At 71.1% G+C, this 25,364-nt stretch carries 23 protein-coding genes and 1 pseudogene; 12 read left to right on the forward strand and 12 right to left on the reverse strand.

The window, feature by feature from the left end:
• Window positions 1-215 precede the first annotated feature (215 nt).
• Complete coding sequence (gene acnA / locus ACZ6S0_RS04055; RefSeq protein ID WP_465913092.1) at window positions 216-2,966, reverse strand: aconitate hydratase AcnA; 2,751 nt, start codon at window positions 2,964-2,966, stop codon at window positions 216-218.
• 143 nt (window positions 2,967-3,109) lie between these two features.
• Window positions 3,110-3,838, reverse strand: coding sequence for a metal-dependent hydrolase (locus ACZ6S0_RS04060; protein WP_465913093.1), 729 nt, complete (start codon window positions 3,836-3,838; stop codon window positions 3,110-3,112).
• 287 nt (window positions 3,839-4,125) lie between these two features.
• On the opposite strand from ACZ6S0_RS04060, the gene ACZ6S0_RS04065 reads away from it, so the two are divergent.
• From ACZ6S0_RS04065 to ACZ6S0_RS04075, 3 genes are all read left to right on the forward strand, one after another.
• The gene (locus ACZ6S0_RS04065) at window positions 4,126-4,857 is read left to right on the forward strand and encodes a PadR family transcriptional regulator (RefSeq protein WP_465913094.1); all 732 of its coding nucleotides are present in this window, start codon (window positions 4,126-4,128) and stop codon (window positions 4,855-4,857) included.
• Between the two features lie 34 nt (window positions 4,858-4,891).
• Window positions 4,892-5,419: a DUF1707 SHOCT-like domain-containing protein gene (locus tag ACZ6S0_RS04070; protein ID WP_465913095.1), complete on the forward strand. Its 528-nt coding sequence runs from the start codon at window positions 4,892-4,894 to the stop codon at window positions 5,417-5,419.
• 89 nt (window positions 5,420-5,508) lie between these two features.
• Window positions 5,509-6,189, forward strand: a complete 681-nt coding sequence (locus ACZ6S0_RS04075; RefSeq protein WP_465913096.1) for a DUF6879 family protein — start codon at window positions 5,509-5,511, stop codon at window positions 6,187-6,189.
• 8 nt (window positions 6,190-6,197) lie between these two features.
• Here ACZ6S0_RS04075 and ACZ6S0_RS04080 read toward each other — a convergent pair whose 3' ends face one another.
• From ACZ6S0_RS04080 to ACZ6S0_RS04095, 4 genes are read right to left on the reverse strand one after another with little or no spacing between them, the layout of a single operon-like run.
• Complete coding sequence (locus ACZ6S0_RS04080) at window positions 6,198-6,797, reverse strand: response regulator transcription factor (protein WP_344886091.1); 600 nt, start codon at window positions 6,795-6,797, stop codon at window positions 6,198-6,200.
• Window positions 6,794-7,903: a sensor histidine kinase gene (locus tag ACZ6S0_RS04085; protein WP_465913097.1), complete on the reverse strand. Its 1,110-nt coding sequence runs from the start codon at window positions 7,901-7,903 to the stop codon at window positions 6,794-6,796. The genes ACZ6S0_RS04080 and ACZ6S0_RS04085 overlap by 4 nt, the downstream gene beginning before the upstream one ends.
• Window positions 7,900-9,015: a sensor histidine kinase gene (locus ACZ6S0_RS04090; protein WP_465913098.1), complete on the reverse strand. Its 1,116-nt coding sequence runs from the start codon at window positions 9,013-9,015 to the stop codon at window positions 7,900-7,902. Before ACZ6S0_RS04090 ends, ACZ6S0_RS04085 begins: the two co-directional genes overlap by 4 nt.
• 49 nt (window positions 9,016-9,064) lie before the next feature.
• Window positions 9,065-10,138, reverse strand: coding sequence for a glycoside hydrolase family 18 protein (locus ACZ6S0_RS04095; protein WP_465913099.1), 1,074 nt, complete (start codon window positions 10,136-10,138; stop codon window positions 9,065-9,067).
• 147 nt (window positions 10,139-10,285) lie between these two features.
• Here ACZ6S0_RS04095 and ACZ6S0_RS04100 point away from each other — a divergent pair, with 147 nt between their 5' ends.
• From ACZ6S0_RS04100 to ACZ6S0_RS04120, 5 genes and pseudogenes are all read left to right on the forward strand, one after another.
• On the forward strand, window positions 10,286-11,200 hold the full coding sequence (locus ACZ6S0_RS04100) for an LLM class F420-dependent oxidoreductase (RefSeq protein WP_465913100.1): 915 nt from the start codon (window positions 10,286-10,288) through the stop codon (window positions 11,198-11,200).
• A gap of 98 nt (window positions 11,201-11,298) precedes the next feature.
• Window positions 11,299-12,912, forward strand: a complete 1,614-nt coding sequence (locus tag ACZ6S0_RS04105) for a 3' terminal RNA ribose 2'-O-methyltransferase Hen1 (RefSeq protein ID WP_465913101.1) — start codon at window positions 11,299-11,301, stop codon at window positions 12,910-12,912.
• Window positions 12,896-15,358, forward strand: coding sequence for a polynucleotide kinase-phosphatase (locus tag ACZ6S0_RS04110; RefSeq protein ID WP_465913102.1), 2,463 nt, complete (start codon window positions 12,896-12,898; stop codon window positions 15,356-15,358). Before ACZ6S0_RS04105 ends, ACZ6S0_RS04110 begins: the two co-directional genes overlap by 17 nt.
• Before the next feature lie 97 nt (window positions 15,359-15,455).
• A complete protein-coding gene (locus ACZ6S0_RS04115; protein WP_465913103.1) occupies window positions 15,456-16,856 on the forward strand; it encodes a sugar porter family MFS transporter in 1,401 nt (466 codons plus the stop codon).
• A 10-nt stretch (window positions 16,857-16,866) separates the two neighbouring features.
• A pseudogene (locus ACZ6S0_RS04120) lies at window positions 16,867-17,157 on the forward strand (mismatch-specific DNA-glycosylase); the annotation flags it as partial.
• 63 nt (window positions 17,158-17,220) lie between these two features.
• On the opposite strand, the gene ACZ6S0_RS04125 reads toward ACZ6S0_RS04120, so the two are convergent.
• The gene (locus ACZ6S0_RS04125) at window positions 17,221-17,955 is read right to left on the reverse strand and encodes a TetR/AcrR family transcriptional regulator (protein ID WP_465913104.1); all 735 of its coding nucleotides are present in this window, start codon (window positions 17,953-17,955) and stop codon (window positions 17,221-17,223) included.
• 73 nt (window positions 17,956-18,028) lie between these two features.
• Here ACZ6S0_RS04125 and ACZ6S0_RS04130 point away from each other — a divergent pair, with 73 nt between their 5' ends.
• Entirely contained in the window at window positions 18,029-18,343 is a 315-nt protein-coding gene (locus ACZ6S0_RS04130; protein ID WP_465913105.1) for a DUF1330 domain-containing protein, read from the forward strand.
• Window positions 18,344-18,345: 2 nt separating this feature from the next.
• On the opposite strand, the gene ACZ6S0_RS04135 is transcribed toward ACZ6S0_RS04130, so the two are convergent.
• The 5 genes from ACZ6S0_RS04135 to ACZ6S0_RS04155 form a co-directional block, all read right to left on the reverse strand.
• A complete protein-coding gene (locus tag ACZ6S0_RS04135) occupies window positions 18,346-19,464 on the reverse strand; it encodes a methyltransferase domain-containing protein (protein ID WP_465913106.1) in 1,119 nt (372 codons plus the stop codon).
• A gap of 168 nt (window positions 19,465-19,632) precedes the next feature.
• Entirely contained in the window at window positions 19,633-20,178 is a 546-nt protein-coding gene (locus ACZ6S0_RS04140; protein WP_465913107.1) for a class I SAM-dependent RNA methyltransferase, read from the reverse strand.
• A 140-nt stretch (window positions 20,179-20,318) separates the two neighbouring features.
• A complete protein-coding gene (locus tag ACZ6S0_RS04145; RefSeq protein ID WP_465913108.1) occupies window positions 20,319-20,783 on the reverse strand; it encodes an NUDIX hydrolase in 465 nt (154 codons plus the stop codon).
• An 89-nt stretch (window positions 20,784-20,872) separates the two neighbouring features.
• Window positions 20,873-21,322 carry a hypothetical protein gene (locus tag ACZ6S0_RS04150; protein WP_465913109.1) on the reverse strand — a complete coding sequence of 150 codons (450 nt, stop codon included), beginning with the start codon at window positions 21,320-21,322 and terminating at the stop codon, window positions 20,873-20,875.
• Entirely contained in the window at window positions 21,319-22,335 is a 1,017-nt protein-coding gene (locus ACZ6S0_RS04155; RefSeq protein WP_465913110.1) for a radical SAM protein, read from the reverse strand. Before ACZ6S0_RS04155 ends, ACZ6S0_RS04150 begins: the two co-directional genes overlap by 4 nt.
• A 231-nt stretch (window positions 22,336-22,566) precedes the next feature.
• Here ACZ6S0_RS04155 and ACZ6S0_RS04160 point away from each other — a divergent pair, with 231 nt between their 5' ends.
• The 3 genes from ACZ6S0_RS04160 to ACZ6S0_RS04170 all read left to right on the forward strand — a co-directional run bounded on the left by ACZ6S0_RS04160 (window position 22,567) and on the right by ACZ6S0_RS04170 (window position 25,323).
• Window positions 22,567-23,958, forward strand: a complete 1,392-nt coding sequence (locus ACZ6S0_RS04160) for a hypothetical protein (RefSeq protein WP_465913111.1) — start codon at window positions 22,567-22,569, stop codon at window positions 23,956-23,958.
• Window positions 23,959-23,968: 10 nt separating this feature from the next.
• Window positions 23,969-24,466, forward strand: coding sequence for an NUDIX domain-containing protein (locus ACZ6S0_RS04165; RefSeq protein WP_465913112.1), 498 nt, complete (start codon window positions 23,969-23,971; stop codon window positions 24,464-24,466).
• A 629-nt stretch (window positions 24,467-25,095) separates the two neighbouring features.
• Window positions 25,096-25,323 carry a hypothetical protein gene (locus tag ACZ6S0_RS04170; RefSeq protein ID WP_465913113.1) on the forward strand — a complete coding sequence of 76 codons (228 nt, stop codon included), beginning with the start codon at window positions 25,096-25,098 and terminating at the stop codon, window positions 25,321-25,323.
• The last annotated feature ends 41 nt before the right edge of the window (window positions 25,324-25,364 follow it).

Genomic DNA, 25,364 nt, shown 5'->3' on the forward strand with positions numbered 1-25,364 from the left:
ATGGGTGTCGGGTGGTTCCCCCGATTCGGGCGCGTGAGGATCGCGCCCAACCCCCGGCCCTACGGCCAAGGGTTCCCCGGCCCCCGTCTCGGCTCTTGACCGGGCGGGAGCGCGGGAAGCTCTGACTCGCTGGACGAGCCCCTGGCTCGGCGAGCCTCGGGCCTCACCATGCGAGCCTCGGGGCTCGGCGAGCCTCGGGCCTCAGCTTGCGGGGCTCACTTGGCGAGCAGGGAGCGGAGCACGTACTGCATGATGCCCCCGTGCCGGTAGTAGTCGGCCTCGCCCGGCGTGTCGATGCGGACCACCGCGTCGAACTCGACCCCGTCCCCGGCCGAGGACGCCGCCGTGGCCTTCACCCGCACCGTGCGCGGGATGCCGCCGTGGTTGAGTTCTTCGACGCCCGTGATGTCGAACGTCTCCTCGCCCGTCAGCCCCAGCGACTCCGCCGTGGCGCCCTCGGGGAACTGCAGCGGCAGCACGCCCATGCCGATCAGGTTGGAGCGGTGGATGCGCTCGTACGACTCGGCGATGACCGCGCGCACGCCCAGCAGCGCCGTGCCCTTGGCCGCCCAGTCGCGCGAGGAGCCCGAGCCGTATTCCTTGCCGGCCAGCACCACGAGGGGCGTGCCGGCGGCGGCGTAGTTGACCGAGGCGTCGTAGATGAACGACACCGGCCCGTCGGGCTGGGTGAAGTCGCGGGTGTAGCCGCCCTCGGTGCCCGGCGCGATCTGGTTGCGCAGGCGGATGTTGGCGAACGTGCCCCGGATCATCACCTCGTGGTTGCCGCGCCGGGAGCCGTAGGAGTTGAAGTCTTTCACCTCGACGCCGTTGGCCTGCAGGTATTGCGCGGCCGGGGTGCCGGTCTTGATGGAGCCGGCCGGCGAGATGTGGTCGGTGGTGACCGAGTCGCCGACCTTGACCAGCACGCGGGCCCCGGCGATGTCGGTCACCGGCTCGGGCTTGGACGGCATGCCGTCGAAGTAGGGGGCCTTGCGCACGTAGGTCGAGGACGGGTCCCACTCGAACGTGTCGCCGGTCGGGATCGGCAGCGAGCGCCAGTGGTCGTCGCCCTTGAACACGTCGGCGTAGTCGCGCTCGAACATGTCGCGGCCGATCGAGGAGTTGACCACCGCCGAGATCTCCTCGGGCGACGGCCAGATGTCGCGCAGGTGGACCGGCTCGCCGTCGGCGCCCACGCCGAGCGGCTCGGTGTCGAGGTCGAGGTCCATGGTCCCGGCCAGCGCGTAGGCGACCACGAGCGGCGGCGAGGCCAGGTAGTTCATCTTGACGTCGGGGTTGATGCGGCCCTCGAAGTTGCGGTTGCCGGACAGCACGGCGGTGACGGCCAGGTCGTTGGCCTGGATGGCGTCGGAGATCTCCGGCAGCAGCGGGCCGGAGTTGCCGATGCAGGTGGTGCAGCCGTAGCCGACGAGGTTGAAGCCGATCTTGTCGAGGTAGGGCTGGAGGCCGGAGCGCTCGAAGTAGCCGGTGACCACCTGCGAGCCGGGGGCCAGCGAGGTCTTGACCCACGGCTTGCGGGTCAGGCCCTTCTCGACGGCGTTGCGGGCCAGCAGGGCCGCGCCGAGCATGACGTACGGGTTGGAGGTGTTGGTGCACGAGGTGATCGCGGCGATGGAGACGATGCCGTGGTCGATCTCGAACGAGGTGCCGTCGGCCAGCGTGACGGGCACCGGCCTGCGCGGCCGGGCGCCGTTGGCGCGGGCGTTGGAGGCGGGCGCGTCGGAGGCGGGGAAGGTCTCCTCGACGGCCTCGTCGACGCTGTCGGTCACGTAGTTCTGTACGTCGTGGCGCCAGGTGGTCTTGGCGGCCGACAGGGCGATGCGGTCCTGCGGGCGCTTGGGACCGGCGATCGACGGGACGACGGTGGCCAGGTCGAGCTCGATGTATTCGGAGAACACCGGCTCGGGCGCGGCCGGGTCGAGCCACAGGCCCTGGGCCTTGGCGTACGCCTCGACGAGGGCGATCTGCTCCTCGGAGCGGCCGGTCAGGCGCAGGTAGCCGATGGTCTGGCCGTCGATGGGGAAGATCGCGCAGGTGGAGCCGAACTCGGGGCTCATGTTGCCGATCGTGGCCCGGTCGGCCAGCGGCACGGACGCGACGCCCTCGCCGTAGAACTCCACGAACTTGCCGACCACGCCGTGCTTGCGCAGGATCTCGGTGATGGTCAGCACCAGGTCGGTGGCGGTGGCGCCGGCGGGCAGCTTGCCGTTGAGCTTGAAGCCGACCACGCGCGGGATGAGCATGGAGATCGGCTGGCCGAGCATCGCCGCCTCGGCCTCGATGCCGCCGACGCCCCAGCCCAGCACGCCGATGCCGTTCTCCATCGTGGTGTGGGAGTCGGTGCCGACGCAGGTGTCGGGGTACGCCTTCCCGTCGCGCGTCATCACCACGCGGGCCAGGTGCTCGATGTTGACCTGGTGGACGATGCCGGTGCCGGGGGGCACGACCTTGAACTCGTCGAAGGCCGTCTGGCCCCAGCGCAGGAACTGGTAGCGCTCGCGGTTGCGCTCGTACTCGCGCTCGACGTTGCGCTGGAAGGCGTCGGGGTGGCCGAAGTAGTCGACGATGACCGAGTGGTCGATGACCATCTCGGCGGGCGCGAGCGGGTTGATGCGGGAGGCGTCGCCGCCGAGGTCGCGTACGGCCTCGCGCATCGTGGCCAGGTCGACGACGCAGGGCACGCCGGTGAAGTCCTGCATGATGACGCGGGCGGGGGTGAACTGGATCTCCACGCTCGGCGTCGCGGCCGGGTCCCAGCCGCCCAGCGCCCGGATGTGGTCGGCGGTGATGTTCGCGCCGTCCTCGGTGCGGAGGAGGTTTTCCAGCAGGATCTTCAGGCTGTACGGGAGACGTGCGGCGCCCTCGACGGCATCCAGCCGGAAGATCTCATATGACGCGTCGCCGACGCGTAGCGTGTCACGGCTGCCGAAGCTGTTCGCGGACACGGTGATTCGCCTCCTCCATAGACAGGTGTTCAGACAGAATCCTGCCGCATCGCGCGACTGGGGAGCACGTAAGGCAACCCTAACTCGCAGGCCGCGGCGGATGTCTCGACGTCAAGATATCTCTAGGATATCTCGACATCAAGTTAAACCGGCGCCAGCCGCCAGAACAGCAGCCCGACGATCGCCACCGACAGCGCCGGGGCCAGGATCTTCTGCTCGAACTTCCTGCCCGTCTTGATGCCGATCTTCCACGGCAGCACGAACTTGGCCCCCAGCGGCCACAACACCGGGCAGCCCCGCTCGGTCATGCAGTCGCCGACGACATGGATGAAGCAGCCGATCGCCACCGCGAGCCCCAGCCAGGCATAGCCCACGCCGAGGGAGAGGAAGACGGCGTAGAGCCCGGCGGTGAGACCCACGTTGATCAGCGCGGAGCCGAGCTTGTTGCCCGGGATGCCGACGCCGATGGCGCGCAGCGCGAGCCCGATGAGCAGCACCACCATGACGTCGCGCCCGATCGGATAGGTGTCGGCCAGCCAGTGCGCGCCCAACCCGAGCGCCACGGCGAACAGCAGCGAGTGCGTCGCGCCGCGGTGCCCGCCGGCGAGCCAGCAGACGGCCTTGCTGAGCGCCCACGTGATCGGCCCGAACGTCTGCGCGATCGTCGCGCTGGGGTGGTCGAGGTCGGGCAGCATGGCGGCGCCCGCGCAGAGGATCGCGCCGGCGATCAGCTCCGCGGGGGTGAGCGCATTGGCCATGATCCCGGTGTCGACGTAGCGGGAGGACTCGTTCAGCAGCGGCAGGGCGGCAAGGGGAGGCGCCAGCCCCAGCCAGGCGATGGCCCCGGTCATCGCGTGCGTGTGCCCCATCATGATCGGGACTGTACGGCAAAGAAGTTCTTTACGCGCCGAGGCGTGCCGGAGCCGTCGGGGGAAGTGCCCGCAAACGCAGACGAGGCCGCCTCCGCGGCGACAGCACCCCCCAGCCCTGCCGACGCGGAACGACCTCGTCCGACGTGAATAACGACGCCCTCCCCGATCCTGTTCCCAGATTCCGCAACTTTTTCGTGATCTGGCTCACTCCTCCACGAGGCTTGCTGACGACATACTATCGATATATCGTTGACGCATCGAGAATAGATCACGATATAGGGGGCACGATGACTCACAACATGGCGGCGAGCGGGCCCTGGCCCGGCGCACACGACTACAAGCGGGCGGCCCGCGAGGCGCTCCACGCGATGACCGACGCCTTCGAGCAGATCGGCGGCCACCACCGGGGCGGTCGCAAGGGCGGCCCAGAAGAGCACCGCCGTCGCGGCGGCGGGAGGGGCGGGCCCGGCCCGTTCCCGTTCGACTTCGGGCGCGGCGGCCCCTGGGGCGGTCCGGGCGGGCCGTGGGGCGGCCACCGAGGCTGGGGCGGCCGGAGCCGCAAGGCCAAGCGGGGCGACGTACGCGCCGCGATCCTGGCCCTGCTCGCAGAGGAGCCGCGCAACGGCTACCAGATCATCCAGGAGATCGCCGAGCGCAGCGAGGGCGGCTGGAAGCCCAGCCCCGGCGCCGTCTACCCGGCATTGCAGCAGCTCAGCGACGAGGGCCTGGTGATCTCGGAGGAGAACGAGGGCCGCAAGACCTTCCGCCTCACCGACGAGGGCCGCGCCTACATCGAGGCGCACGCCGACGAGGTCCGCGCCCCGTGGGACGAGATGCGCCCAGACATCGACGACAACACCGCCGATCTCTGGCATATCGCCAGACAGTCGGCATTCGCCATGATGCAGGTTCTTCAGACCGGAAACGACGCACAAATCCGCGAAGCGCGTAAGACTCTGGTTGAGACCCGGCGCAAGCTCTACCAGATCCTGGCCGACGGCGACCCGGGCGAGGAGTGACACCCGACGTTCGGGGAGAGCGAGGAATCCAGGCGTGGACCGCAACGAACTCCGCAACGAACTCCGCATCGGCGACGCCGAGCGCGAGCAGACGATGGCCGACCTGCGCGAACACTTCGCGCAGGGCCGCCTGACCCACGAGGAGCTCGACGAGCGACTCGACCAGACACTGGCCGCCAAGACGGTCCGCGACCTCGCGCAGGTGACGGCCGACCTCCCGGGGCAGCAGCCCGCCTACCAGGAGCCCGTCTCCCCCTACGAGACGGGCGACTGGCGGGCGACCGTGCACGCTCACATTCACGCCCACATGCACGCACAGCAGCATCAGATACAGACCATGCGGCACGCGCAGCGGGAGATGCACCGCGCCGCGTGGGCCGCCCGGCGCGGGCAGATGCGGCACCGGCACCGGGGGCCGCACCCGTTCCTGCCGATGTTGTTCGGGCTCATGATGCTCGGGCTGATCATCGGCGGATTCGGGATCTTCAAGGTGCTGTTCGTGGTGTGGCTGGGGGCCATGCTGTTCAGCCTCGCGCACCGGCGTTTCCACTACCGCGGCTGACGGCCCGGCCCGCTCGTTTTGGGCCTTGACCGGGTCAGGGGAGCCACTGATGATCTGGGGCGGGTCTTCAGAGCGAAGGGGAAAGCCGCATGACCGAGCAGGGCACTCCGGTCCGTCTCACGAATCCGTTCGCCGCCGTCGCCGACGCCGGCGGCCTCGTCCTGGACGTGCCGGAGTACCAGGCCGGTTTCGACCGTGACCACGCGGCCTGCGTCGAGCCGATGTGGAAGCTCGAACGCGCGCAGGACTTCTACGAGCCCGACGTGGCGAGCTGGCGGGCCATGATGGACGGCGACTGGGAGCGTTCCCTGGCCCTGATCGAGCGCGTGGCCGGGCCGCTGGCCGACTATTTCCTGCGCCGCCAGCCGGTCAGACGGGTGCGGGTGGTCGACTTGCCGGTCACCGCGTACCTGCAGTGGGAGATGCACGTGCTCGCGCTGCGCGCGGCGGCGGGCTCCCCGTGCCGGGTGGTGCCGAGGGCCCGCGTGGCGGCCCTGGACCCCGTGCCCGAGCTGGTGATCTTCTCTCCCTCCCTGATGTACGAGGTGCTCTACGACGAGTACGGCGGGGGCCGGGGCGGTCGGCGGATCACCGATCCCGCGGTCGTCGCCCCGTGCCTGCGAGCCGTCCAGGGGTTGTTCGAGGAGGGCGAGGACGTGCGCGACTTCCACGCGCGGGAGATCGTGCCGCTGCCCCCGCCCATGGTCACCGACGAGATGCGGGCCGCCGTGCCCGCCTACGGGCACCGCACCGAGGAGTTCAGGGTCTGACCCGGCCGTCACAGCCAGCCCATGCGCTGGGCCGTGCGGATGGCCTCCAGGCGGTTCTGGGCGCTCAGCTTGGTCATGGCGCTGGACAGGTAGTTGCGTACGGTGCCCTCGGTCAGGTGCAGCTCGGCGGCGATCCTGGAGATCGTGGCGCCGTCGCCCGCCAGGCGCAGGGCGTCGCGCTCGCGCTCGGTCAGCGGGCTGTCACCCGCGGCCATCGCGGCGGCGGCCAGCTCGGCGTCGAGGTAGCGCCCGCCCGACTGGACCTTGCGGATGGCCATCGCCAGTTCCTCGGCCGAGGCGTCCTTGCCGAGGAAGCCGCTGACGCCCGCCGCCATGGCCCGGCGCAGGTAGCCGGGACGGCCCAGGCTCGTCAGGATGACGATCTTGCACTGGGAGCTGATCTGCTCGGCCGCGCTGAGCCCGTCCATGCCGGGCATCTCGATGTCGAGCACGGCCACGTCGGGCCGGTGCGCGGCGACCGCCGCCACGACCTCGTCGCCCCGGCCGACCTGGGCGACTACCTCGATGCCCTCCTCAAGGTCGAGCAGGGCCGCGATGGCGCCGCGGATCAGGTGCTCGTCGTCGGCCAGCAGCACGCGGGTGGTCATGCCGGCACCGCCGCCCGCAGCAGGTAGCGACCGCCCTGGGCCGGTTGGGCCTCCAGGGTGCCGCCCGCCGCCCGCACCCGCTGGGCCAGCCCGGCCAGGCCGTTGGGCGCGTGCTCGCCCACCGGGCCGCTCACCCCGTCGTTGGACATCTCCAGCACCCCATCCTCGATCGTGATCGTGCAGCGTTCGGCCTTGCTGTGCTTGAGGACGTTCGTCGCGCCCTCGCGTACGACGATGGCCAGCAGCGTGCGGGTCTCGGGAGCCAGCATGCCGGTGTCGGCGTGCACGACGCAGCGTACGTCGGCGGCCTCCAGGACCGCGCGCACGCTGGCCAGCACCTCGTCGAGGTCGACGGCCCGATAGTTCTGCACGACGGTGCGCACCTCGCGCAGCGACCGCCTGGCCAGGTCGCGCACCTCGAACATCTCGGCCGCCGCGGCCGCCCGGTCGCGCTCCAGCGTCCGCTCGGCCCGCGCCGTCTTGGCCGCCACGTCGGTGAGGCTCTGCCCCAGCAGGTCGTTGAGGTCGCGGGCGAAGCGCAGCCGCTCTTCCGAGACGGCCAGCCTGGCCACCGCCTCCTGCCCGTCGTGGGCCTCCACGGTCAGGTGCCACAGCTTCAGGTTGGCCCACACCGCGCCGACGCTGACCGCCGTGAACGTGGTCTGGACCAGGACCATCAGCCAGATCAGATAGCCGCCCAGCACCGTGATGTACAGGTTGAAGGCCACGATCGTGGCGGCCGACACGGCGATGATCGTACGTTTGCGGACGAACGGGGTCAGCAGCGCCAGCCAGGTGCAAACCGCAAAAATCTGTCCGATCGCGGCCAGCGCCAGCGCGATCACCCCGGTCGCCGTCAGGACCGCCGTCGGCCCTCGGCCCCCGCGCACCGCGACCCGGAACGGCCGGAAGCTCAGCACGTTGAAGGCCAGCAGCAGGACGGCCCCGGCCGCGATGATCGGCCACGCCACGCCCGCCTGCAGGCGCAGGTAGAAGTCGTAGTAGCCGAAAAGGGAGAACACCTGCAGCATGTCGGTGCAGTAGACGATCACCCACTGGACCTTCGTCAGCCTCGGCGCGTTCCTGATCCGCTCGAACGCCCTCACCCCGGCACCACCGCCCGCAGCCGGAACTCCCCGCCCCCCGTGAACCCGGCGGAGAACGAGCCACCCGCCGCGACCAGCCGCTCCGACAGGCCGCGCAGGCCGTTGCCGGGCGCCGCCGCCGTGCCGTCCACCCCGTCGTTGACCATCTCCAGCACCCCCGCGTCGATCGTGATCGCGCAGCGCGTGGCCGCGCTGTGCTTGAGGATGTTCGTGCCGCCCTCGCGCACCGCCCAGGCCAGCAACGTCCTGGCGGCCGGCGACAGGTCGCCGGTGCTGGCCTCGACCACGCAGTGCGCGCCCGCCGCCGTCAGCGCCGCGCGCACCCCCGCCAGCTCCTCGTCCAGGTCGAGCGCCTGGTAGCCGTGCACCGCCTGCTGCACCTCGGCCAGCGACTCCCCGGCCAGCTCGCGTACGGCGGACATCTCGGCCGCCGCCCGGCCCGCGTCCTTGGTCGCCAGCTTCGCGGCCAGCTCGCTCTTCAGCGTGATGACCGACAGGCTGTGCCCGAGCAGGTCGTGCAGGTCGCGCGCGAAGCGCAGCCGCTCCTCCGCCACCGCGAGCCGGGCCCTGGCCTCCCTGCTCTTGTGCGCGTCCCTGATCACCCACCAGAGCCAGCGCCACAGCAGCATGGCCCCGACCACGATCGCGCTCATGACCGTCTGGCCGAGCAGCACACCCGGCCAGGAGTTGCCGGTCAGGTACACCATGTAGGCGCTCGCCAGGACGACCGTGCCCGCGCCCACCGCGAGCGTCGTCCGCGGCCTGAGGTGGAGGGCGGCCATCGACAGCCACAGCGCCGTGCAGTCCATCCACATGCTCCGTGCCTCCGCGCCGGTGGGCCCGAGCACGAGCAACGCCGCCGCGAGCACCCCCGCGAGCGCCAGCCGCCAGTCCAGACCTGAACCGCGGTCGAAGCCCGCGCGCAGCAGCAACGGGACAAGCCCGTAGAAGGCGATCAACAGGACGATGACGCCCGCCGCCCTGACGATCGAGGTCCTGCCCGCCAGCGCCTCACCGATCGTGAAGATCACCGACACGAGGAGCACGAGGCAGATGGTGGCGTCCATCCAGTAGATCAGCAGATTTCTCGCGGAATCGGAACGCGCCGCCATCACGCCCTCCCCGCCGACTCGACGCTCCCCCGTCAGCGGAATCCTATCTTCAGGCCGGAGTACGCCAAAGAATGTATGACACGTCCGGCTTCGGCATGACTCCGCGCAGTGACAGCCAGGCCAGTCCGTGGCGGTCGGCGTACGCGGTCAGCTTGCGGGCGTCCAGCTCGCTCAGGTCGCGCTCTCCCGCCAGCACCGGGGTCAGCGCGACGTGCCGCCACGCCTGCCCGGGGTCCTTCAGGTCATGGGCCCGCGCGAGCTGCTCGACGGCCGCCTGTACGGCGATCGCCACCTGTCCCAGCCGTCCGCCCTCGGTGCCGCGGGGTTCGACGGGGGCCAGCAGGTTGACGGTGGCGATCTCCGCGCCGGCCTCGCGGGTGAGGCGCAACATCGTGACGTCGCCGGGGGCCAGGCCGTCGCGCCGCAGCGGCAGCGTGACGCTGACCCGCAGGTCGCGCTCGTGCTGCAGGGCGCCGATGGCCCGCGCCCTGCGCAGCACGGTGGCGCGCTCGCCGCCGTCGCGGACCTCGAAGTCGACGGCGGTGGCGTCGAACGCGTCGGCCACCCGACGGTAGGCGTCGGTCAGAGCGCCGGACCGGGTGCAGGTGGCGGCCAGTTCCCTGCCGCCGGAACCGCCGAGCACGGGGACCACGTCACCGCCCGCCGCCCTGAGCCGCTCGATCCGCTCGGCCAGCGGGCGGGCGGATCGCACGTCCGCCGTGTCACCGTCCGGCTCCGCCGCGTCCCCGTCCCGCGCGGCCGTGTCGTTGTCCGGCTCGGCCGTGTCGTTGTCCAGCACGGCCGCGTCCCTGCCCTTGAGGCCCGCCCACTTGGGCGCGCAGCCGTCGCCGTCCGCGACGAGGTGGCCGAGGGCGTAGCGGCGGATGCCGGTGCGGCGGGACTCGGCGGCCAGGTCGAGGCCGGGCTCGCGGGCGGTGTCCACGAACCCCACGAACGCGGCCGGCGGCGGAGCCTGCGACGTCGGCGACGGCGGCGCGGAGGGCCGGGCGACCGGCGGACGGGCAGGGGGCGGCGCGGCCCCCGCGGGCAGCAGGCGGATCGCGACGGCGGTCCCTGCGGCGAGGGCGAGCGCCGAGAGAACGGCGAGAGGGCGTGGGAGCATGCCGGGCTCCCTCCTGTGCCGAGGCATGGGCCACCCCATGTGGTCGATCGACTACGTACGGCACTAGCGGGGTGAACGCTAGCAAGCGCGCGTGGTGTGGCGCGGGCCTTTTCCGGTTCGCGTCCGTTGTGTGCGGATAATGTGGTCATGAAGCTGCGGATCTTCACCGAGCCCCAGCAGGGCGCCACCTATGACGACCTGCTCTCCGTGGCCCAGGCCACCGAACGACTGGGCTTCGACGCGTTCTTCCGGTCCGACCACTACCAGCGCATCACCCCCGGCGACCCCGGACCGGGCTCGACCGACGCGTGGATCACCCTTGCCGGCCTGGCCAGGGAGACGTCCAGGATCCGGCTGGGGACATTGGTGTCGCCGGCCACGTTCCGGCTGCCCGGCCCGCTGGCGATCAGTGTGGCGCAGGTTGACCAGATGAGCGGCGGACGGGTTGAGCTGGGGTTCGGCACCGGCTGGTACGACAGTGAGCACTCGGCGTACGGCATCCCGTTCCCGCCCACGGGCGAGCGGTTCGGCCGGTTCGAGGAGCAGCTCGAGATCGTCACGGGTTTGTGGACCGCGGAGAAGGGCTACTCCTTCGAAGGCCGCTACTACCAGTTGGCCGACTCCCCCGCGCTGCCCAAGCCGGTCCAGCGGCCGCGGCCGCCGTTGATCATCGGCGGCTTCGGGGCCAAGCGCACGCCGCGGCTGGCGGCGACGTACGCCGACGAGTACAACGTGCCGTTCCACAGCCCGGCCGACACCGGGGAGGCGTTCGCGCGGGTGCGGGCGGCCTGCGAGGTGACCGGGCGGTCCGTACAGATGTCGGTGGCGCAGACCACGGTGGTCGGTGCGGACCGGGCGGAGGTCGAGCGGCGCGCGGCGGCCATCGGGGAGAACGCCGACACGCTGCGCGAGAGCGGGCTGGCGGGCACTCCGGCCGAGGTGCTGGAGAAGATCGGGAAGTACGCCGAGCTGGGGGCCGAGCGGTTCTACCTGCAGATCATCGACCTCCACGACCTGGAGCACCTGGAGCTGATCGCCGCCGAGGTGCTCCCGCACGTGTAGCCGCCCGTCCATCGGCTGCCCATCGGCTGCCCGTCCATGTCGGCGTACGTCCGGTAATCGGTTGGCGGTGCCTCACCCGCCTGCGGCAGACTTGGGGCGTGCTGCTGACGATCACGAACACCGCGAGACCCGCCACCGACCTGGGCTTTCTCCTGCACAAGCATCCCGGCAGAGTGCAGGAGTTCGGCCAGTCGTTCGGCACGGCCACGGTGTTCTATCCGGAGGCCGGCGACGAGCGCTGCACGGTGGCGCTCATGCTCGAGGTCGACCCGATCGCCCTGGTCAGGTCACGTGGCAAGGGCTCGCCCGACTTCAGCCTGTCGCAGTACGTCAACGACCGCCCCTACGCGGCCTCGTCCCTGCTGGCCGTGGCGCTGGCCGACGTGTTCCGCACGGCGCGGGCGGGCCGCTGCACGGCCAGGCCCGAGCTGCCCGGCACGCCGCTGCCGCTGGAGCTGCGCCTGCCCGCGCTGCCCTGCCGGGGCGGGCCCGAGCTGGCGCGGCGGCTGTTCGAGCCGCTCGGCTGGGAGGTGGACGCGCGCCCGTTGCCGCTGGACGAGGGCATCCCCGAGTGGGGCGAGTCGCGATATGTCGGGCTCACCCTGCGGGGCACCACCCGCCTGTCCGAGGCGCTCAACCACCTGTACGTCCTGCTGCCGGTGCTCGACGACGGCAAGCACTACTGGATAGCCCCCGACGAGGTCGACAAGCTGATCAGGGCGGGCGCGGGCTGGCTCGGCGGCCATCCGGAACGCGGCCTGATCACCCGGCGCTACCTGGGACGGCGCTGGGCGCTGGCCCGCACCGCGCTGGCCAGGCTGGCGGAGCTGGGCGACGAGACCGAGGAGGAGCTGGAGCCCGCGGTCGAGGAGGAGGCGCCCGCCGAGGTGACCGCGGCCGACGAGGCCGCCGCCGCGGAGGCCGAGGCCCAGGGCGACACCCCCGACGCCGAGCCCGGCCAGCAGCCCGAGCCCGGCTCGGCGGCAGCGCACGGCGCACAGGCAGAGCACGGCGCGGAGGCTGGGCACGGCGCGGAGGCTGGGCACGGCGCGGAGGCAGGGCGGAGCCCGGAGGCCGGGCGCGGCTCGGGGGCGGAGGCGAGGGCGGGGTCGCTCAGTGTCAGGCGGCGGGAGGCGGTGCTGGCGAAGCTGGCGGACCTGGGCGCGGCCAGCGTCATCGACCTCGGCTGCGGCCGGGGCGAGCTGGTCGGCGCGCTGCTGGCCAGGCCCGGCTTCACCAGGGTCGGCGGCATGGACGTCTCGCCGATGGCCCTCACCATCGCCGCCCGCAAGCTGGGCCTCGACCGGATGCCCGACGCCAAACGGGCCAGGCTCACCTTGTTCCAGGGCGCGCTGACGTACGCCGACAGAAGGCTGTCCGGCTACGACGCCGCCATCCTCATGGAGGTGGTCGAGCACGTCGACCCACCCCGCCTGGCCGCGCTCGAACACGTCGTGTTCGGCCGCGCCCAGCCCCGCCACGTGCTCGTCACCACCCCCAACATCGAGCACAACGTCCGCTACGAGTTCCTGACCGGCCTGCGCCACCCCGACCACCGCTTCGAGTGGACCCGCGCCGAGTTCACCGCCTGGGCCACCCGCGTGGCCGGCCGGTACGGCTACCAGGTCGCCTTCGAGCCGATCGGCGACGACGACCCCGAGGTCGGCCCGCCCACGCAGATGGGAGTCTTCACCCGTGATCAGCGTTCCTGAGCTGTCGCTCGTGGTGCTCGTCGGCGTGTCCGGCAGCGGCAAGTCCACGTTCGCCCGCAAGCACTTCAAGCCCACGCAGGTCATCTCCTCCGACTTCTGCCGCGGCCTGGTCTCCGACGACGAGAACGACCAGTCCGCCACCCCGGCCGCCTTCGACCTGCTGCACCACATCGTCGGCGTGCGCCTGTCCAGGGGCCTGTTCACCGTCGTCGACGCCACCAACGTCCAGTACGCCGCCCGTCGCGGCCTCCTCGACCTGGCGAGGCGGCACGACGTGCTGGCCGACGCGATCGTTCTCGACGTGCCGGAGGAGGTGGCGATCGAGCGCAACTCCGGCCGGCCCGACCGCGACTTCGGGCCCGGCGTGGTGATCCGGCAGCGCAAGGACCTGCGCCGCTCGCTGGGCAAGATCTCGGGCGACGGGTTCAGGCGGGTACACGTGCTGCGCGGCCTGGAGGAGATCGACGCCGCCGAGATCGCCTACGAGCGGGCGTGGTCCGACAAGACCGAGCTGACCGGCCCGTTCGACATCATCGGCGACGTGCACGGCTGCCGCTCCGAGCTGGAGACGCTGCTGGGCGAGCTGGGCTGGCGCGGGCTGCGCCACCCGGAGGGCCGCACCGCGGTGTTCGTCGGCGACCTGGTCGACCGCGGCCCCGACACGCCCGGCGTGCTGCGCCTGGTCATGGACATGGTCGAGGCGGGCACCGCGATCTGCGTGGCCGGCAACCACGAGCAAAAGCTGGTCCGCGCGCTCGAAGGCCGCAAGGTCAAGGTGGCGCACGGCCTGCGGGAGTCGCTCGACCAGCTCGCCGCGCAGCCGCCCGAGTTCGTGGAGCGGGCCAAGGCGTTCATGACCGGCCTGCTCAGCCACTACCGCCTCGACGGCGGCAGGCTGGTCGTCGCGCACGCGGGACTCAAGGAGGCTTACCACGGCCGTTCCTCCGGCCGGGTACGCGCGTTCGCCCTGTACGGCGACACGACGGGCGAGACCGACGAGTACGGCCTGCCGGTCCGCTACCCGTGGGCCGACGAATACCGTGGCCGGGCCATGGTCGTCTACGGCCACACCCCGACCGTGCGGCCCGAGTGGGTCAACAACACGATCTGCCTCGACACCGGTGCCGTGTTCGGCGGTCACCTGACCGCGCTGCGCTACCCGGAGCGGCAGATCGTCCAGGTCCCGGCGGAGAAGGTCTGGTACGAACCGGCCAAGCCGCTGTCCGCCGGAGCCGGCCGCGATCCGGGCATGCTCGACATCACCGACGTGATCGGCACCCGGTACGTCGAGACCAGGTTCGGCAGCCGGGTCAAGGTCGTCGACCAGAACGCCGCCGCCGCGCTGGAGGTCATGAGCCGGTTCGCGGTCGACCCGCGCTGGCTGGTGTACCTGCCGCCGACCATGGCCCCGCCGGAGACCTCCACGCTCGACGGCCACCTGGAGCACCCGCACGAGGCGTTCGAGGAGTTCGCCGCGGCCGGGGTGCGCGAGGTCGTGTGCGAGGAGAAGCACATGGGCTCGCGGGCCGTGGCCGTGCTGTGCCGGACCCCGGAGGTGGCCGCGGCCAGGTTCGGGGTGGCCGACGGCAGCGCGGGCGCGCTCTACACGCGCACCGGGCGGCCGTTCTTCGCCGACACCACGGCGCTGGTCGACCGGCTGCGCGAGGCGTGCGAGCCGCTCTGGGCCGAGCTGGGCTCCGACTGGGTGGTGCTCGACTGCGAGCTGCTGCCCTGGTCGGCGAAGGCCGGCGAGCTGATCAGGTCGCAGTACGCCTCCGTCGGGGCGGCCGCCCGCGCCGCGCTGCCCGAGGCGGTCTCGGCCCTGGAGGCGGCGGCCGGGCGCGGGCTGGACGTGGCCGCCCTGCTCGACCGCACCCGCCGCCGCGCCGGCAACGCCGTCCTCTTCCGCGACGCGTACGCGCGTTACTGCTGGCCGGTCCACGGGCTCGACGGCATCCGGGTGGCGCCGTTCCAGGTCCTGGCCTGCGAGGGGCGGGCCACGGCGCTGGAGCCGCACGCCTGGCACCTGGAGATGCTGGCCCGGCTCGACTCGCCGCTGATCACGCCGACCCGGCACCGCTTCGTCACGCTCGACTCCCCCGGGTCCAGGGCCGAGGCGACGGCCTGGTGGGAGTCGATGACGGCCGACGGGGGCGAGGGCATGGTGGTCAAGCCCGCCGCGTACACGCCGGGTCGGGTGCAGCCGGGGGTCAAGGTGCGCGGGCGCGAATACCTGCGCATCATCTACGGCCCCGACTACACCGAGTCGCTCGACGTGCTGCGCCGGCGCTTCCTCGGCAAGAAGCGCTCGCTGGCGCTGCGGGAATACGTTCTCGGGCTGGAGGCTTTGTCGCGGCTGGCGGACGGCGAGGCGGCGTGGCGGGTGCACGAGCCGGTCTTCGCCGTGCTGGCGCTGGAGTCGGAGCCGGTCGACCCCCGCCTCTGACCGGCTCTGACCGGCTCTGACCGGCTCTGCGGGCCTCCTGCCTGGGCATACGTGGGTGATCTTTGGGTAGTTCCCGATCATCGGGGGAAGGACCTGAATGGCCACTCAACACACCCGGCATGAGCCGCTGGGTCACGTGGTGTTCATCACGGCGGCCGCCGCGGTCGGCGGGTTCCTGTTCGGGTACGACAGCTCGGTCATCAACGGCGCCGTGGTCGGGATCCAGCGGTACTTCCAGGTGGGTTCCTTCGAGACCGGGTTCTTGGTGGCGATCGCGCTGCTGGGCTCCGCCGTGGGCGCGTGGGCGGGGGGCGGGCTGGCCGACCGGTGGGGGCGTACGCGGTCGATGCAGGTGGCGGCGCTGCTGTTCGCGGTCAGCTCGATCGGGCAGATGGTGCCGTTCGCGGTCTGGGACCTGGGGCTGTGGCGGGTGGTCGCGGGCTTCGCGATCGGGATGGCGTCGGTGCTCGGGCCCGCGTACATCGCCGAGGTGTCCCCGCCCGCCTACCGGGGGCGGCTGGGGTCGTTCCAGCAGCTCGCGATCGTGCTCGGGATCGCGGTCTCGCAGCTCGTCAACTACGTGTTCGCGCGGCTGGCCGGCGGGGACGTCAACAACCTCCTGTGGGGGTTGCAGGCGTGGCAGTGGATGCTGGGCGCGTGCGTCGTACCGGCGGGGGTGTTCCTGTTCTTCGCCCTGAGCATCCCCGAGTCGCCGCGCTACCTGATCATGTCGGGGCGGACCCGGCGGGCCCGCGAGGTGCTGGCCGAGATCGAGGCCGACGACGTCGATCTCGACGAGCGCATCGCGGAGATCCAGCGCGTGCTGCGCACCGAGCGCGTACCGGGGCTGAAGGACCTGCGCGGGCCGATGCTGGGGCTGCTGCCGATCGTGTGGACCGGCATCCTGCTCTCGGTCTTCCAGCAGCTCGTGGGCATCAACGTGATCTTCTACTACTCGTCCGTGTTGTGGCAGTCGGTCGGCATCAACCAGAGCGACTCCCTGCTGATCAGCTTCTCCAGCTCGATCATCAACATCGTCGGCACGTTCGTCGCGATCTCGCTGGTGGACCGGATCGGGCGCCGGCCGCTGCTCCTGGTCGGCTCGGCCGGGATGGCGATCTCGCTGGCCACGGCGGCGTGGGCGTTCAGCTTCGCCAGGGGTGAGGGCGGCGAGGTCTCCCTGCCCGACCCGCAGGGCGCGATCGCGCTCGTCGCAGCCAACGCGTTCGTGCTGTTCTTCGCGCTGTCGTGGGGGGTGGTGGTCTGGGTGCTGCTCGGCGAGATGTTCCCCAACCGGATCCGCGCCGCCGCCCTGGGCGTCTCGGCGGGTGCCCAGTGGCTGGCCAACTGGGCGGTCACCGTGTCCTTCCCGGCCATGGCGGAGTGGAACCTGCCGATCACGTACGCCGTTTACACCATTTTCGCGCTTCTGTCGTTCCTCTTCGTGGCCACGCGGGTCAGGGAGACCAAGGGGCGCAAACTCGAAGACATGGGCTAGTCTCCGGCACGTGCTCGACGACGTCCTCGGCCCCTCGCTCGACGTGCTGTTCTGCGGCATCAACCCCGGCCTCATGTCCGAGGCGACCGGCCACCACTTCGCCCGGCCCGGCAACCGGTTCTGGCCGGCCCTGCACCTGTCCGGGTTCACGCCCCGCCTGCTGGCGCCGGCCGAGCAACACCTGCTGCCCTCGTACGGGCTGGGCATCACCAACATCGTGCCCAGGGCCAGCGCCAAGGCCGCGGAGCTGACCCGGGAGGAGCTGGCGGCGGGCGGTGCCGCGCTGGCGGAGAAGGCCGCCGAACTCGGACGCTTGCGCGCCTCCCTCGACGGGCACCGGCGGTGAGGCCCGGCCCAGGCCCGATCAGCGGCCGGAGTGGGTCAGCTCCAGCGATCTGACCAGGTCGAGCAGCTCGGCGCGGTGCAGCGCGGCCGGGTTGCCCGCGACGGGGCCGATGTGGCCGTCGATCTCCAGTGCCACCAGGCCGTGAATCCGGCCCCAGACACGCAGCGCCATGGCCGCCGCGGCGGGCGGCACGTCGGGAAGCTCTGCCTGGATCTTGGCGGCGTAGTCGGGGTGCAGGTCGGACCAGGAGGAGTCCTCGGGCTGCGGGTGGCGGGCCGGTGACCACAGGGCGGCCACCAGACGGGTCAGGCCGTGGCACACCCGGCGGGCCGCCTGGTCGACCGGGCCGTCCTCGGGGGGCTGGTAGCCGGGGACGGGGTGGCCGTAGAAGAGCCGGAAGCTCTCCGGGTGAGCCAGCGCCCACTCCCGCAGGGCCTGCCCCCAGGCGATCAGCCGGCCGCCGGGGTCGGTGCCGGGCACGGCGGCGCAGGCGCTCTCCACCGCCTCGGCGATCGAGGCGCCGATCTCGCTGATCAGCGTCGTGACCAGGTCGTCCCGGGTGGGGAAGTAGCTGTAGATCGCGCGGGCGGTCATCCCCATCTCGCGGGCGATGCCGCGCAGGGAGATCGCCCCCGGCCCGCCTTCTGCCATCTGCCGCAGCGCGATGGCCTTGATCTCACGGGTCGCCTCCGCCCGCAGGCGCGCCCTGCGGCCGGCCGTCGCCACGACGCGTTCGCCCTCGTCCTCGCTCACGTTGACCTAGGTTACAGCAGTACATTAGGTTTCGGCGTGTCAAAAGTACACGCCGTGTCCGAAGGAGACAGTCGTGCCCGCTTACGTCATCGTCGGGGTCGACGTGCTCGACCACGAGACCGCTCTGGCCTACGCCGCCCCGGCCCAGCAGTCCATCCTCAGCCACGGCGGGCGTTACCTCGTGGCGGGCCCCACGTCCAACCCGGTCGAGGGCGCCTGGGACTTCTCCCGACTGCTCATCATCGAGTTCCCCGACCTCGACCGGGCCAGGGAGTGGTACGACTCCCCCGAATACCGGCGGGCCCGCGAGATGCGGAAGGACGCAACCCGGGTGCGCATGCTCTTCGCCGAGGGCACGCCGCCCGAGGGGTTCACCCTTCCCTCCTAGGATCAGGTCCTGGCAGGGCCCAGCGCACGCTCCGGAGTGTCCAGCCAGATCCGCCCGCCGTCCCGCGCGACGGTCATGCCGAACCGTTCCCGGCCCGGCTCACCCCACGACACCCACTGGGCGTAGGCGTCGGTGATCTCATCCCATAGGAGACGATCGCCGAGCTGGTACGCGATGTGGTCACCCTCCGGGTCGTGCACCGCCGCCGCCCAGTGGGCCGGGTCGGCGGGGTCGACGACGTACAGCACGAAGCGGTCACCCTCGTCGCTCTCGCGGACGTGCAGGCCGGTGAGAGCCGACATGGCCAGCCCCGCCCCCGCCGGCGCGTGCGCGATCGTGCGCGGATCCACCGGGGTCGCGGACCACCGGCCGCTGCCGTCGTCCTCGGAGACAGGCGACCCGTCCTGCGAGCGCATCATCATGTACGACGTGCGGCCAGGGAACCGGCCGACGGCGACCCCGTCCGGCAGGACCACGAGCCGCACGGACAGGTCGACGTCGAAGCCCGGCGAGAACGGCGCCACGATCACGCCTCCCGGCCGGGTCTGCTCGACCCACGCGTACGGCACCGTGTGGACGGCGCAGGTGGCGTGCACCCGGTCGTACGGCGCCTCCTCGGCCCATCCGCCCGCCCCGTCGCCGACGATCAGGCGCGGGTGCACGCCGGACGAGGCCAGCGCCTTCCCCGCCTGCTCGGCAACTGCCCGATCAACCTCGATCGACGTCACCCGGGCCGCGTCACCGACCAGGTGGGACAGCAGCGCCGCGGTCCAGCCCGTCCCCGTGCCGATCTCCAGCACCCGGTCGCCCGGCTCCGGGCCGAGCAGGGTGAGCAGGTCGACGACGGTTCCCGGGGCGGAGTTGGAGGAGGTGTAGCGCCCGTCCACCTCGTGGATGTCGGTCGCGCCCTGGTCGAGCTGCGTCACGATGGCGTCCGGTCCGTACACGGTGGCCCACCAGGTGTCCGGATCGGCGTCCTGGTCGATGAGGCGGGGGCCGCTCCCGGTGAGAGCGACCCCGGCGGGGGGCACGAACCGATGCCGGGGCACGGCCCGCAGCGCCTGCTCGATGACGCCACTGACCGGCCGACGCCCGCTGACGACGTCGATCAGGCCATCCATGCGGGCATTCAAGCCAAGCGTCACTTACCGTCCTTCCTGTCCCCGTCGCCACCGCCGCGCTTGCCCCCGCCTCCATCTCGACGAGTTTGCTTGCAGTGACCATAGGGCTACAGTCTGAGGGGAGCAAGAGGTGGAGGCTGTTGTCCCGCTGCCGGTCAGGACCGCATCTCACTCCTTGACCAGCAGGGCCACGCACTCCACGTGGTGGGTCATCGGGAACGCGTCGAAGGCGCGCAGGTCGGAGAGCGGGTAGCCGCGTTCCGCCAGCCACGCCAGGTCGCGGGCGAGCGTGGCCGGGTCGCAGGAGACGTACACGATGCGCGGGGCCTCCAGCGACGCGATCCGCTCCACCACCTCGCGCCCCAGCCCGGCGCGCGGCGGGTCCACCACCACGATGTCGGCCCGCTCGATCTGGAAGCGGTCGAGCGCCTCCTCCACCCGGCCCCGCTCCACCCGGGCCTGCGGCAGGTCGCGCAGGTTGGCCCGCGCGTCGCGGACGGCCGCCGCCTCCGACTCCAGCCCGAACACCGCCCCCTCCGCCCCCACGGCCTCGGCCAGCCCGGCGGCGAACAGCCCGACCCCACAGTAGAGGTCGAGCGCCCACTCCCCCGGCTCCGGCGCCGCGTAGGCGAGCACCGCGTCGAGCAACGTCTCGGCGGCCCCCGGGGCAGAGTTGGGGAGGTGTGGTGGCCACCCCGGCATGCACTCGGACAAGAATGTGATGTCTCCTAGGTTGTCGATCCCGGCAACTCCATAGCGAGGGAAGCCCCGCTCTGCCTCTTCGTGAGGCGCGGCGGGGTTTTCGTCGTGTCTTCGCTTCCGGGAAGTGCTCCCGACGCAAACGCTCTACGGCGTCAGGCGATGCGCTGCGTCTGCCAGCCGTCGAGACTGAACGCCTGATCACTGCGGAAGGCATCAAGGCCGGTACGGACGTAGGAAACAACGTCGTCAGGCAGGTCGTGGAGGTTGAACCAGTCGATCTTGTCACATTTGCCAGGCTCCGCGTTTGCAGGCACCCCGATCCAACGGGTGGTGGTGAAGAACACGCCGATACGTGCCTGGCCATCGGGGTCGGCGTGATGGCACAGACCCACGAAGACCAGGTCTGCGGGGTCGATGACGATGCCGAGCTCTTCGCGGGCCTCACGCGCTGCGCCCTCAGGCAGGGTTTCGTCGGCGTCGAGACAGCCGCCGGGTACCGACCAGGAGCCGTCGGCGAAGCCGGTGTTGGCGCGCAGCAGCAGCAGGACCTTGCCCGCCTCGATAAGGATCAGGTGGACGCCGACGTGTGGCCGAAACGATTCGGATGCTGTGGTCATGGCCGTGCTCCCCGCAGTGGGCGATGCGTCGTGGGTGCCACGCTACGCGGCCACGCGGGGAGCATGGGCCTGCTTCGGCCAGGGCGACTCTAGGCGTCGGTGCGAGGCTTTCGGACGCTGACCATCGCGTGGACCATGTCGGCGAGGTGATCGGCGAGCCGGTCCGGGGTTCGGCCGTCGGTGTGCATGTGGTCCGCGGTGGGGCCGCTGCCGACGACCTGGTCGTAGTGCTCCTGCAGCCGCCGCAGCGGAGCGCGGTCGGCGATCAGGTCGCGGTCGGAAGCGGTCTGGTCGGGCTTGACGATCATCCGCGCGGTCAGCTCGTCCAGGTCGGTGTGCAGATAGACGGTCAGGTCCGGCTGGACCAGGCAGCCCACGAAGGGCGCGATGGTCGCCGCGACGGCCACCGCATGCCCGCTCTGGAGCTCCTGGCGGGCCAGGTCAGAGGCGTGCAACGCCCCGGCGAGGTAGAACGCTAGCTGCGGTAGCGCCTGGGGCAGATGCCCGCCGATGCCGGGGCGGGGTGCGGCGATGGTCATTGCAGCGTCCCTTCGGTGAAGGCGTCCAGGTGGGCAGAGACGGCCGCCAGCAGGCCGGCCGGGTCCTGCGCGTACGGGGTGACGTTCAAGCGCAGATCGGGGCGGAGCAGGCACGGGCTGAGCGCGCCGGCCGAGTCCAGGCGCAGCGCCCAGAACCCTTCGATGCACTGCGCCCGCTTGGGGCAGGTCGCGCACTGGCCGACGTGGTGGCGACCGAGGGCGGCGTCGATGACCTCGATGGTCATCTCCCCGCGCCGACCGGGGATGGTGAAGACGCGGCGGCCCTGCCCGGTGCCGGAGGTGATCACCCTCTCGGCGGTGGCGATGGAGCGCAGGTAGACGCCGATATCACCGGAAGCCACCTTGACGCCGCCCAGGTCGGCGTTGTGGTCGGTGTCGACCAGTTCGATGATCTGCAGGCCGGTGCCGAGTTCGCGGGCGTAGGCGATGATGTCCATCACCTCGTGGGCGTTCTGCTCCTGCAGGAGCAGATTCAGCTCCACGATCGCGATGGCGTCGACGGCGGCCTCGACCCCGGCCTTGATCTTGGCGATGTCGCCGGGTTTGCCCTCGGCGATGGCGGCGATGGAGTCGTCGGAAAAGTAGTGCAGAGAGACCTTGATCCGATCCAGCGCGGTGGCGGCCAGCCAGTCGAGGTCCTTGGTAAGCGAGAGCCCGTTGGTGATCAGCGTAGTGGTGTAGTCGCTCATACGGTGCGAGGGCAGGCCCTCCAGGATCGGGCGGGCCAGTGGGGACAGCAGTGGCTCCCCGCCGGTGAAGAAGACGCGCTGTATCCCGGCGGCGGTCATCGCGTTGATCGTGGACAGGAAATCCGGTGCGCCCATCGCCCGGCGGCGGGGCTGGATGGCGCGGTCGTGGTGGGTGATTCGAGGCGGGATCTCGCCCTCGTTGTGGCAGAACCAGCACCCGAGCTGGCATCTGGGGGTGAGAGAGACTCTCAACTGACCACCGCGGCGGGCGAAGTCGCCCGCGCCCCCAGCAAGCTGAGGCATGGGCAGATCGGTGCTCAGGGTCATCGGCGGGCCTTTCGTGTCGGTCGGCGCGCCCGGATGGTCGCCGTCGCCTCACGATGCGACGCTGCGAAGAAAGGCAGCAGATGGAGCGGCCTGTGCGACGCTGTGGACGGGCTTGCGGACTTGCGCGTTCTTGCGCGTCGGATGACGGCCCTGCCGCCAGCGCCTACCGTGAGAATGAATCCAGGGGCCGCCTGAAGGGGGCGTCTGATGACACGGCCGGTCACCAACCACGAGCTGGAGAGCCTGCTCGCTGAGGCGTCCTATGACCGTTCGCTGGCTGCGTTCGCCCGTCAGGTCAGCCGGGCCGCGGACCGGCAGTACGGCCTGGTGCTCCGCTACGACGGCGCGTCGGTGTATTGGTGGCTGCGGGGCCGCTGCCCCGAACAGCCGGTCCCCGAACTCATCGCCGAGGTGCTCTCTGCCCGGCTAGGTCGCGTCATCCAGACCAGCGACCTCGGTTTCGCCCGATTGGCGGGCGAAGGCGACGCCGAGGCGCTGCTGTTTCCCGTCACGGTGCGCGCGGCAATCGATACGGCCGCCGGGCTGTGGCGTCGGCTCGGCCGCAACGCCTCGTCAGAGGCGTCGGCTCCGTTCGTCGCCGCCGCGGCTGCCGAGGCTGGATGGCGCTGGCACTTCGACCCTCCCGATTCGAGCGTGGCGCGTTCGGCAGGACGGGTTGTCGATGCTGAGGACGTCCAGATGCTGCGCTCGTGCGCCGAGCAATTCCTTGACCTCGACCGGCAGCACGGCGGCGGGCATGCCCGGGTGTTCCTGGGCGATTTTCTCACCCGCGATGTCGCGCCGCTCCTGCGCGGCTCCTACTCCGATGCGGTCGGACGAGAATTGTTCGCCGCAGCAGCCGAGCTGACCGGCATGGCTGCCTTCATGTCCTACGACGTCGGTGACCACGGTGCCGCCGAGCGCTCCTTCATCCAGGCGCTGCGCTTGGCCAAGGGCGCCGGCGACCGCCTGTACGGGGCCCACATTCTGGCTAACCTCGCCACCCAGGCGATCTACCTCGGGCTGCCTGACGAGGCCGTACGGCTGGCCCGAGCCGCCGTGCACGGCGCAGGCCGCCATCCTCACGCAGCCGTGGCCGCCCGGCTGCACACCACCGAGGCAGGCGCTCACGCCCTGGCTGGGGACCTTCGGGAGTTCAAGAAGGCGATCGCTTGCGCCCAGCATGCGCTGGAACGCGATGACGGCAGCGCCCCAGCCTGGGCCCACTACTTCAGCCCTGCCCATCTGGCCGGCACCGCGATGCGCTCCCTGTTGGATCTCCAGCGACCCCGCGAGGCACTGGCTTACCAGCAGCAGGCTCTCGACCTGGCGTCGGCCAACCTGCGCACCCGCGCCCTGCATACCGCGCTGAGCGCGACCGCGCACGCTCAGGCCGGCCACGTTGACCAGGCTGCGATCCTGGGAGTACAAGCGCTGCACCTTGGCCGCCGGATCCGCTCGCGCCGCGTCACCGCCCGTTTCGCCCTGCTGTCCGACGTGCTCGCCCCGCACGGATCCGTGGTTGAGGTACGCGCGTTCCTTGACCAGGTGCCAGCCCAGATCCGGCGTGAACAGAGTGGACAAATCGCGCGGGGGTAGCCTGATTCAGGTGAGCACGTCCTACCTGCCGCCGTCAGAGTGGTACGCCAGCCTGCCCACCGTTCACGTGTCGGCGTGCATGCTCCTCACTGACGACGCCGACCATGTCCTGCTGGTCAAACCCAACTACCGCAGCTACTGGGCAATTCCTGGTGGCATGGTCGAGGACGGTGAGCCGCCGCACACGTGCGCCACCCGGGAGGTCGCCGAAGAACTCGGCCTCGACGTCCAGCTCGGGCCGCTCCTCGTGGTGGACTGGGTGGCACCGGCGGGTGACCGGCTCCGCCCGATGATGAACTTCATCTTCGACGGCGGCACCGTTGCAGATCCCTCCCGAATCCGGCTCCAGGTCGACGAACTTGATGCCATCCAGTTCTGGCCGTGGGACGAGGCGGCTACCAAACTCCCCACCAGCACGGCCGCTCGCATTCCAGCGGCTCGCGCTGCGCGCAAGAACCAGCAGACGATCTTCCTTCCCGCCGAACTGCCAGATCAGCGAATCCTCTGATGCCCTCTCCTTCGGGAGAGGCGGGGCTTCGTCGTCATACGGGTACAACAGGCTGCCACCGTCGATCCTGGGGGGAGAGAGATGCGGCCATCCCATGACATAGCAAAGCCCTGCACCCTAGCCTGAAGTTGCGACGTTCAGGAAGGTGCAGGGCTGATGAATGCACTGGTCTTCGGCGCCGCCACGTTCGCGATCGCATCTACGATGCAGGAAAGTCGCGGGCCCGCGACGGACGCGGCCCGAACGCCCCATCCGAGGGGTTCAAGGGTGAGAAGTTGCCGCTACCCACGGACCGGCTTCCGCCGTTCCGGGGTGGCGTCCACGTCCGCCCGCTTGCAGCCCTTCAGAGCCCACCCGTCGACCTTCGCGTCCTCGCTCGGAACGCCGAGGCCGCGCAGCAGAGCACCGATCGACTCCGGGATGATGTCCGCACAGCTCCGGCCGCGACTCGGCGAGTAACTCGGCCTGCCACCGCACCCCCGGCCACCCGGCTGGCCACACCCGCACGACGTCGATGCGCACGTCGAGCCGCGGCACGTCCGCACTGTCGGAACCGACGATCCGGCCGCCGCAGAACCGGGTGGCACGGGCCAGGATCTTCGCGGTCCTGCCCGGCGAGGCAGGCGCGCATGGTGATGCAGCGGATGACGTTCGGCGGGACGCTCTTCCTTGTCGAGGATCTGCGCCGCCAGGATGACGATGAGCCCGAGGACCGGCCGCGCTTGATGAGCCGCTCGGCCGCTGCTGTGACCTCCTTCCTTGAGGCCCTCCCGCGCTGTCGTTGCCTCCCGGGCATAAACAAAACGCCCGGGATTCCACGCCGGATCACGCCGAACTTTCTTGACGATGACGAGTAGGCCTGCACTCAAGCGCACCGCCACCCCCGAGTTGGAGGTGG

The sequence above is a fragment of the Nonomuraea sp. NPDC051298 genome (assembly GCF_055586305.1).

Coding starts and splice junctions, on each gene's coding strand:
- ACZ6S0_RS04090 (WP_465913098.1), bottom strand. CDS start 9,015: ATGGCGGCGCGTTCCGATTCCGCGAGAAATCTGCTGATCTACTGGATG.
- ACZ6S0_RS04100 (WP_465913100.1), top strand. CDS start 10,286: ATGAAGCTGCGGATCTTCACCGAGCCCCAGCAGGGCGCCACCTATGAC.
- ACZ6S0_RS04115 (WP_465913103.1), top strand. CDS start 15,456: ATGGCCACTCAACACACCCGGCATGAGCCGCTGGGTCACGTGGTGTTC.
- ACZ6S0_RS04160 (WP_465913111.1), top strand. CDS start 22,567: ATGACACGGCCGGTCACCAACCACGAGCTGGAGAGCCTGCTCGCTGAG.
- ACZ6S0_RS04170 (WP_465913113.1), top strand. CDS start 25,096: ATGGTGATGCAGCGGATGACGTTCGGCGGGACGCTCTTCCTTGTCGAG.
- ACZ6S0_RS04095 (WP_465913099.1), bottom strand. CDS start 10,138: ATGCTCCCACGCCCTCTCGCCGTTCTCTCGGCGCTCGCCCTCGCCGCA.
- ACZ6S0_RS04060 (WP_465913093.1), bottom strand. CDS start 3,838: ATGATGGGGCACACGCACGCGATGACCGGGGCCATCGCCTGGCTGGGG.
- ACZ6S0_RS04075 (WP_465913096.1), top strand. CDS start 5,509: ATGACCGAGCAGGGCACTCCGGTCCGTCTCACGAATCCGTTCGCCGCC.
- ACZ6S0_RS04155 (WP_465913110.1), bottom strand. CDS start 22,335: ATGCCTCAGCTTGCTGGGGGCGCGGGCGACTTCGCCCGCCGCGGTGGT.
- ACZ6S0_RS04080 (WP_344886091.1), bottom strand. CDS start 6,797: ATGACCACCCGCGTGCTGCTGGCCGACGACGAGCACCTGATCCGCGGC.
- ACZ6S0_RS04065 (WP_465913094.1), top strand. CDS start 4,126: ATGACTCACAACATGGCGGCGAGCGGGCCCTGGCCCGGCGCACACGAC.
- ACZ6S0_RS04150 (WP_465913109.1), bottom strand. CDS start 21,322: ATGACCATCGCCGCACCCCGCCCCGGCATCGGCGGGCATCTGCCCCAG.
- ACZ6S0_RS04145 (WP_465913108.1), bottom strand. CDS start 20,783: ATGACCACAGCATCCGAATCGTTTCGGCCACACGTCGGCGTCCACCTG.
- ACZ6S0_RS04135 (WP_465913106.1), bottom strand. CDS start 19,464: ATGGATGGCCTGATCGACGTCGTCAGCGGGCGTCGGCCGGTCAGTGGC.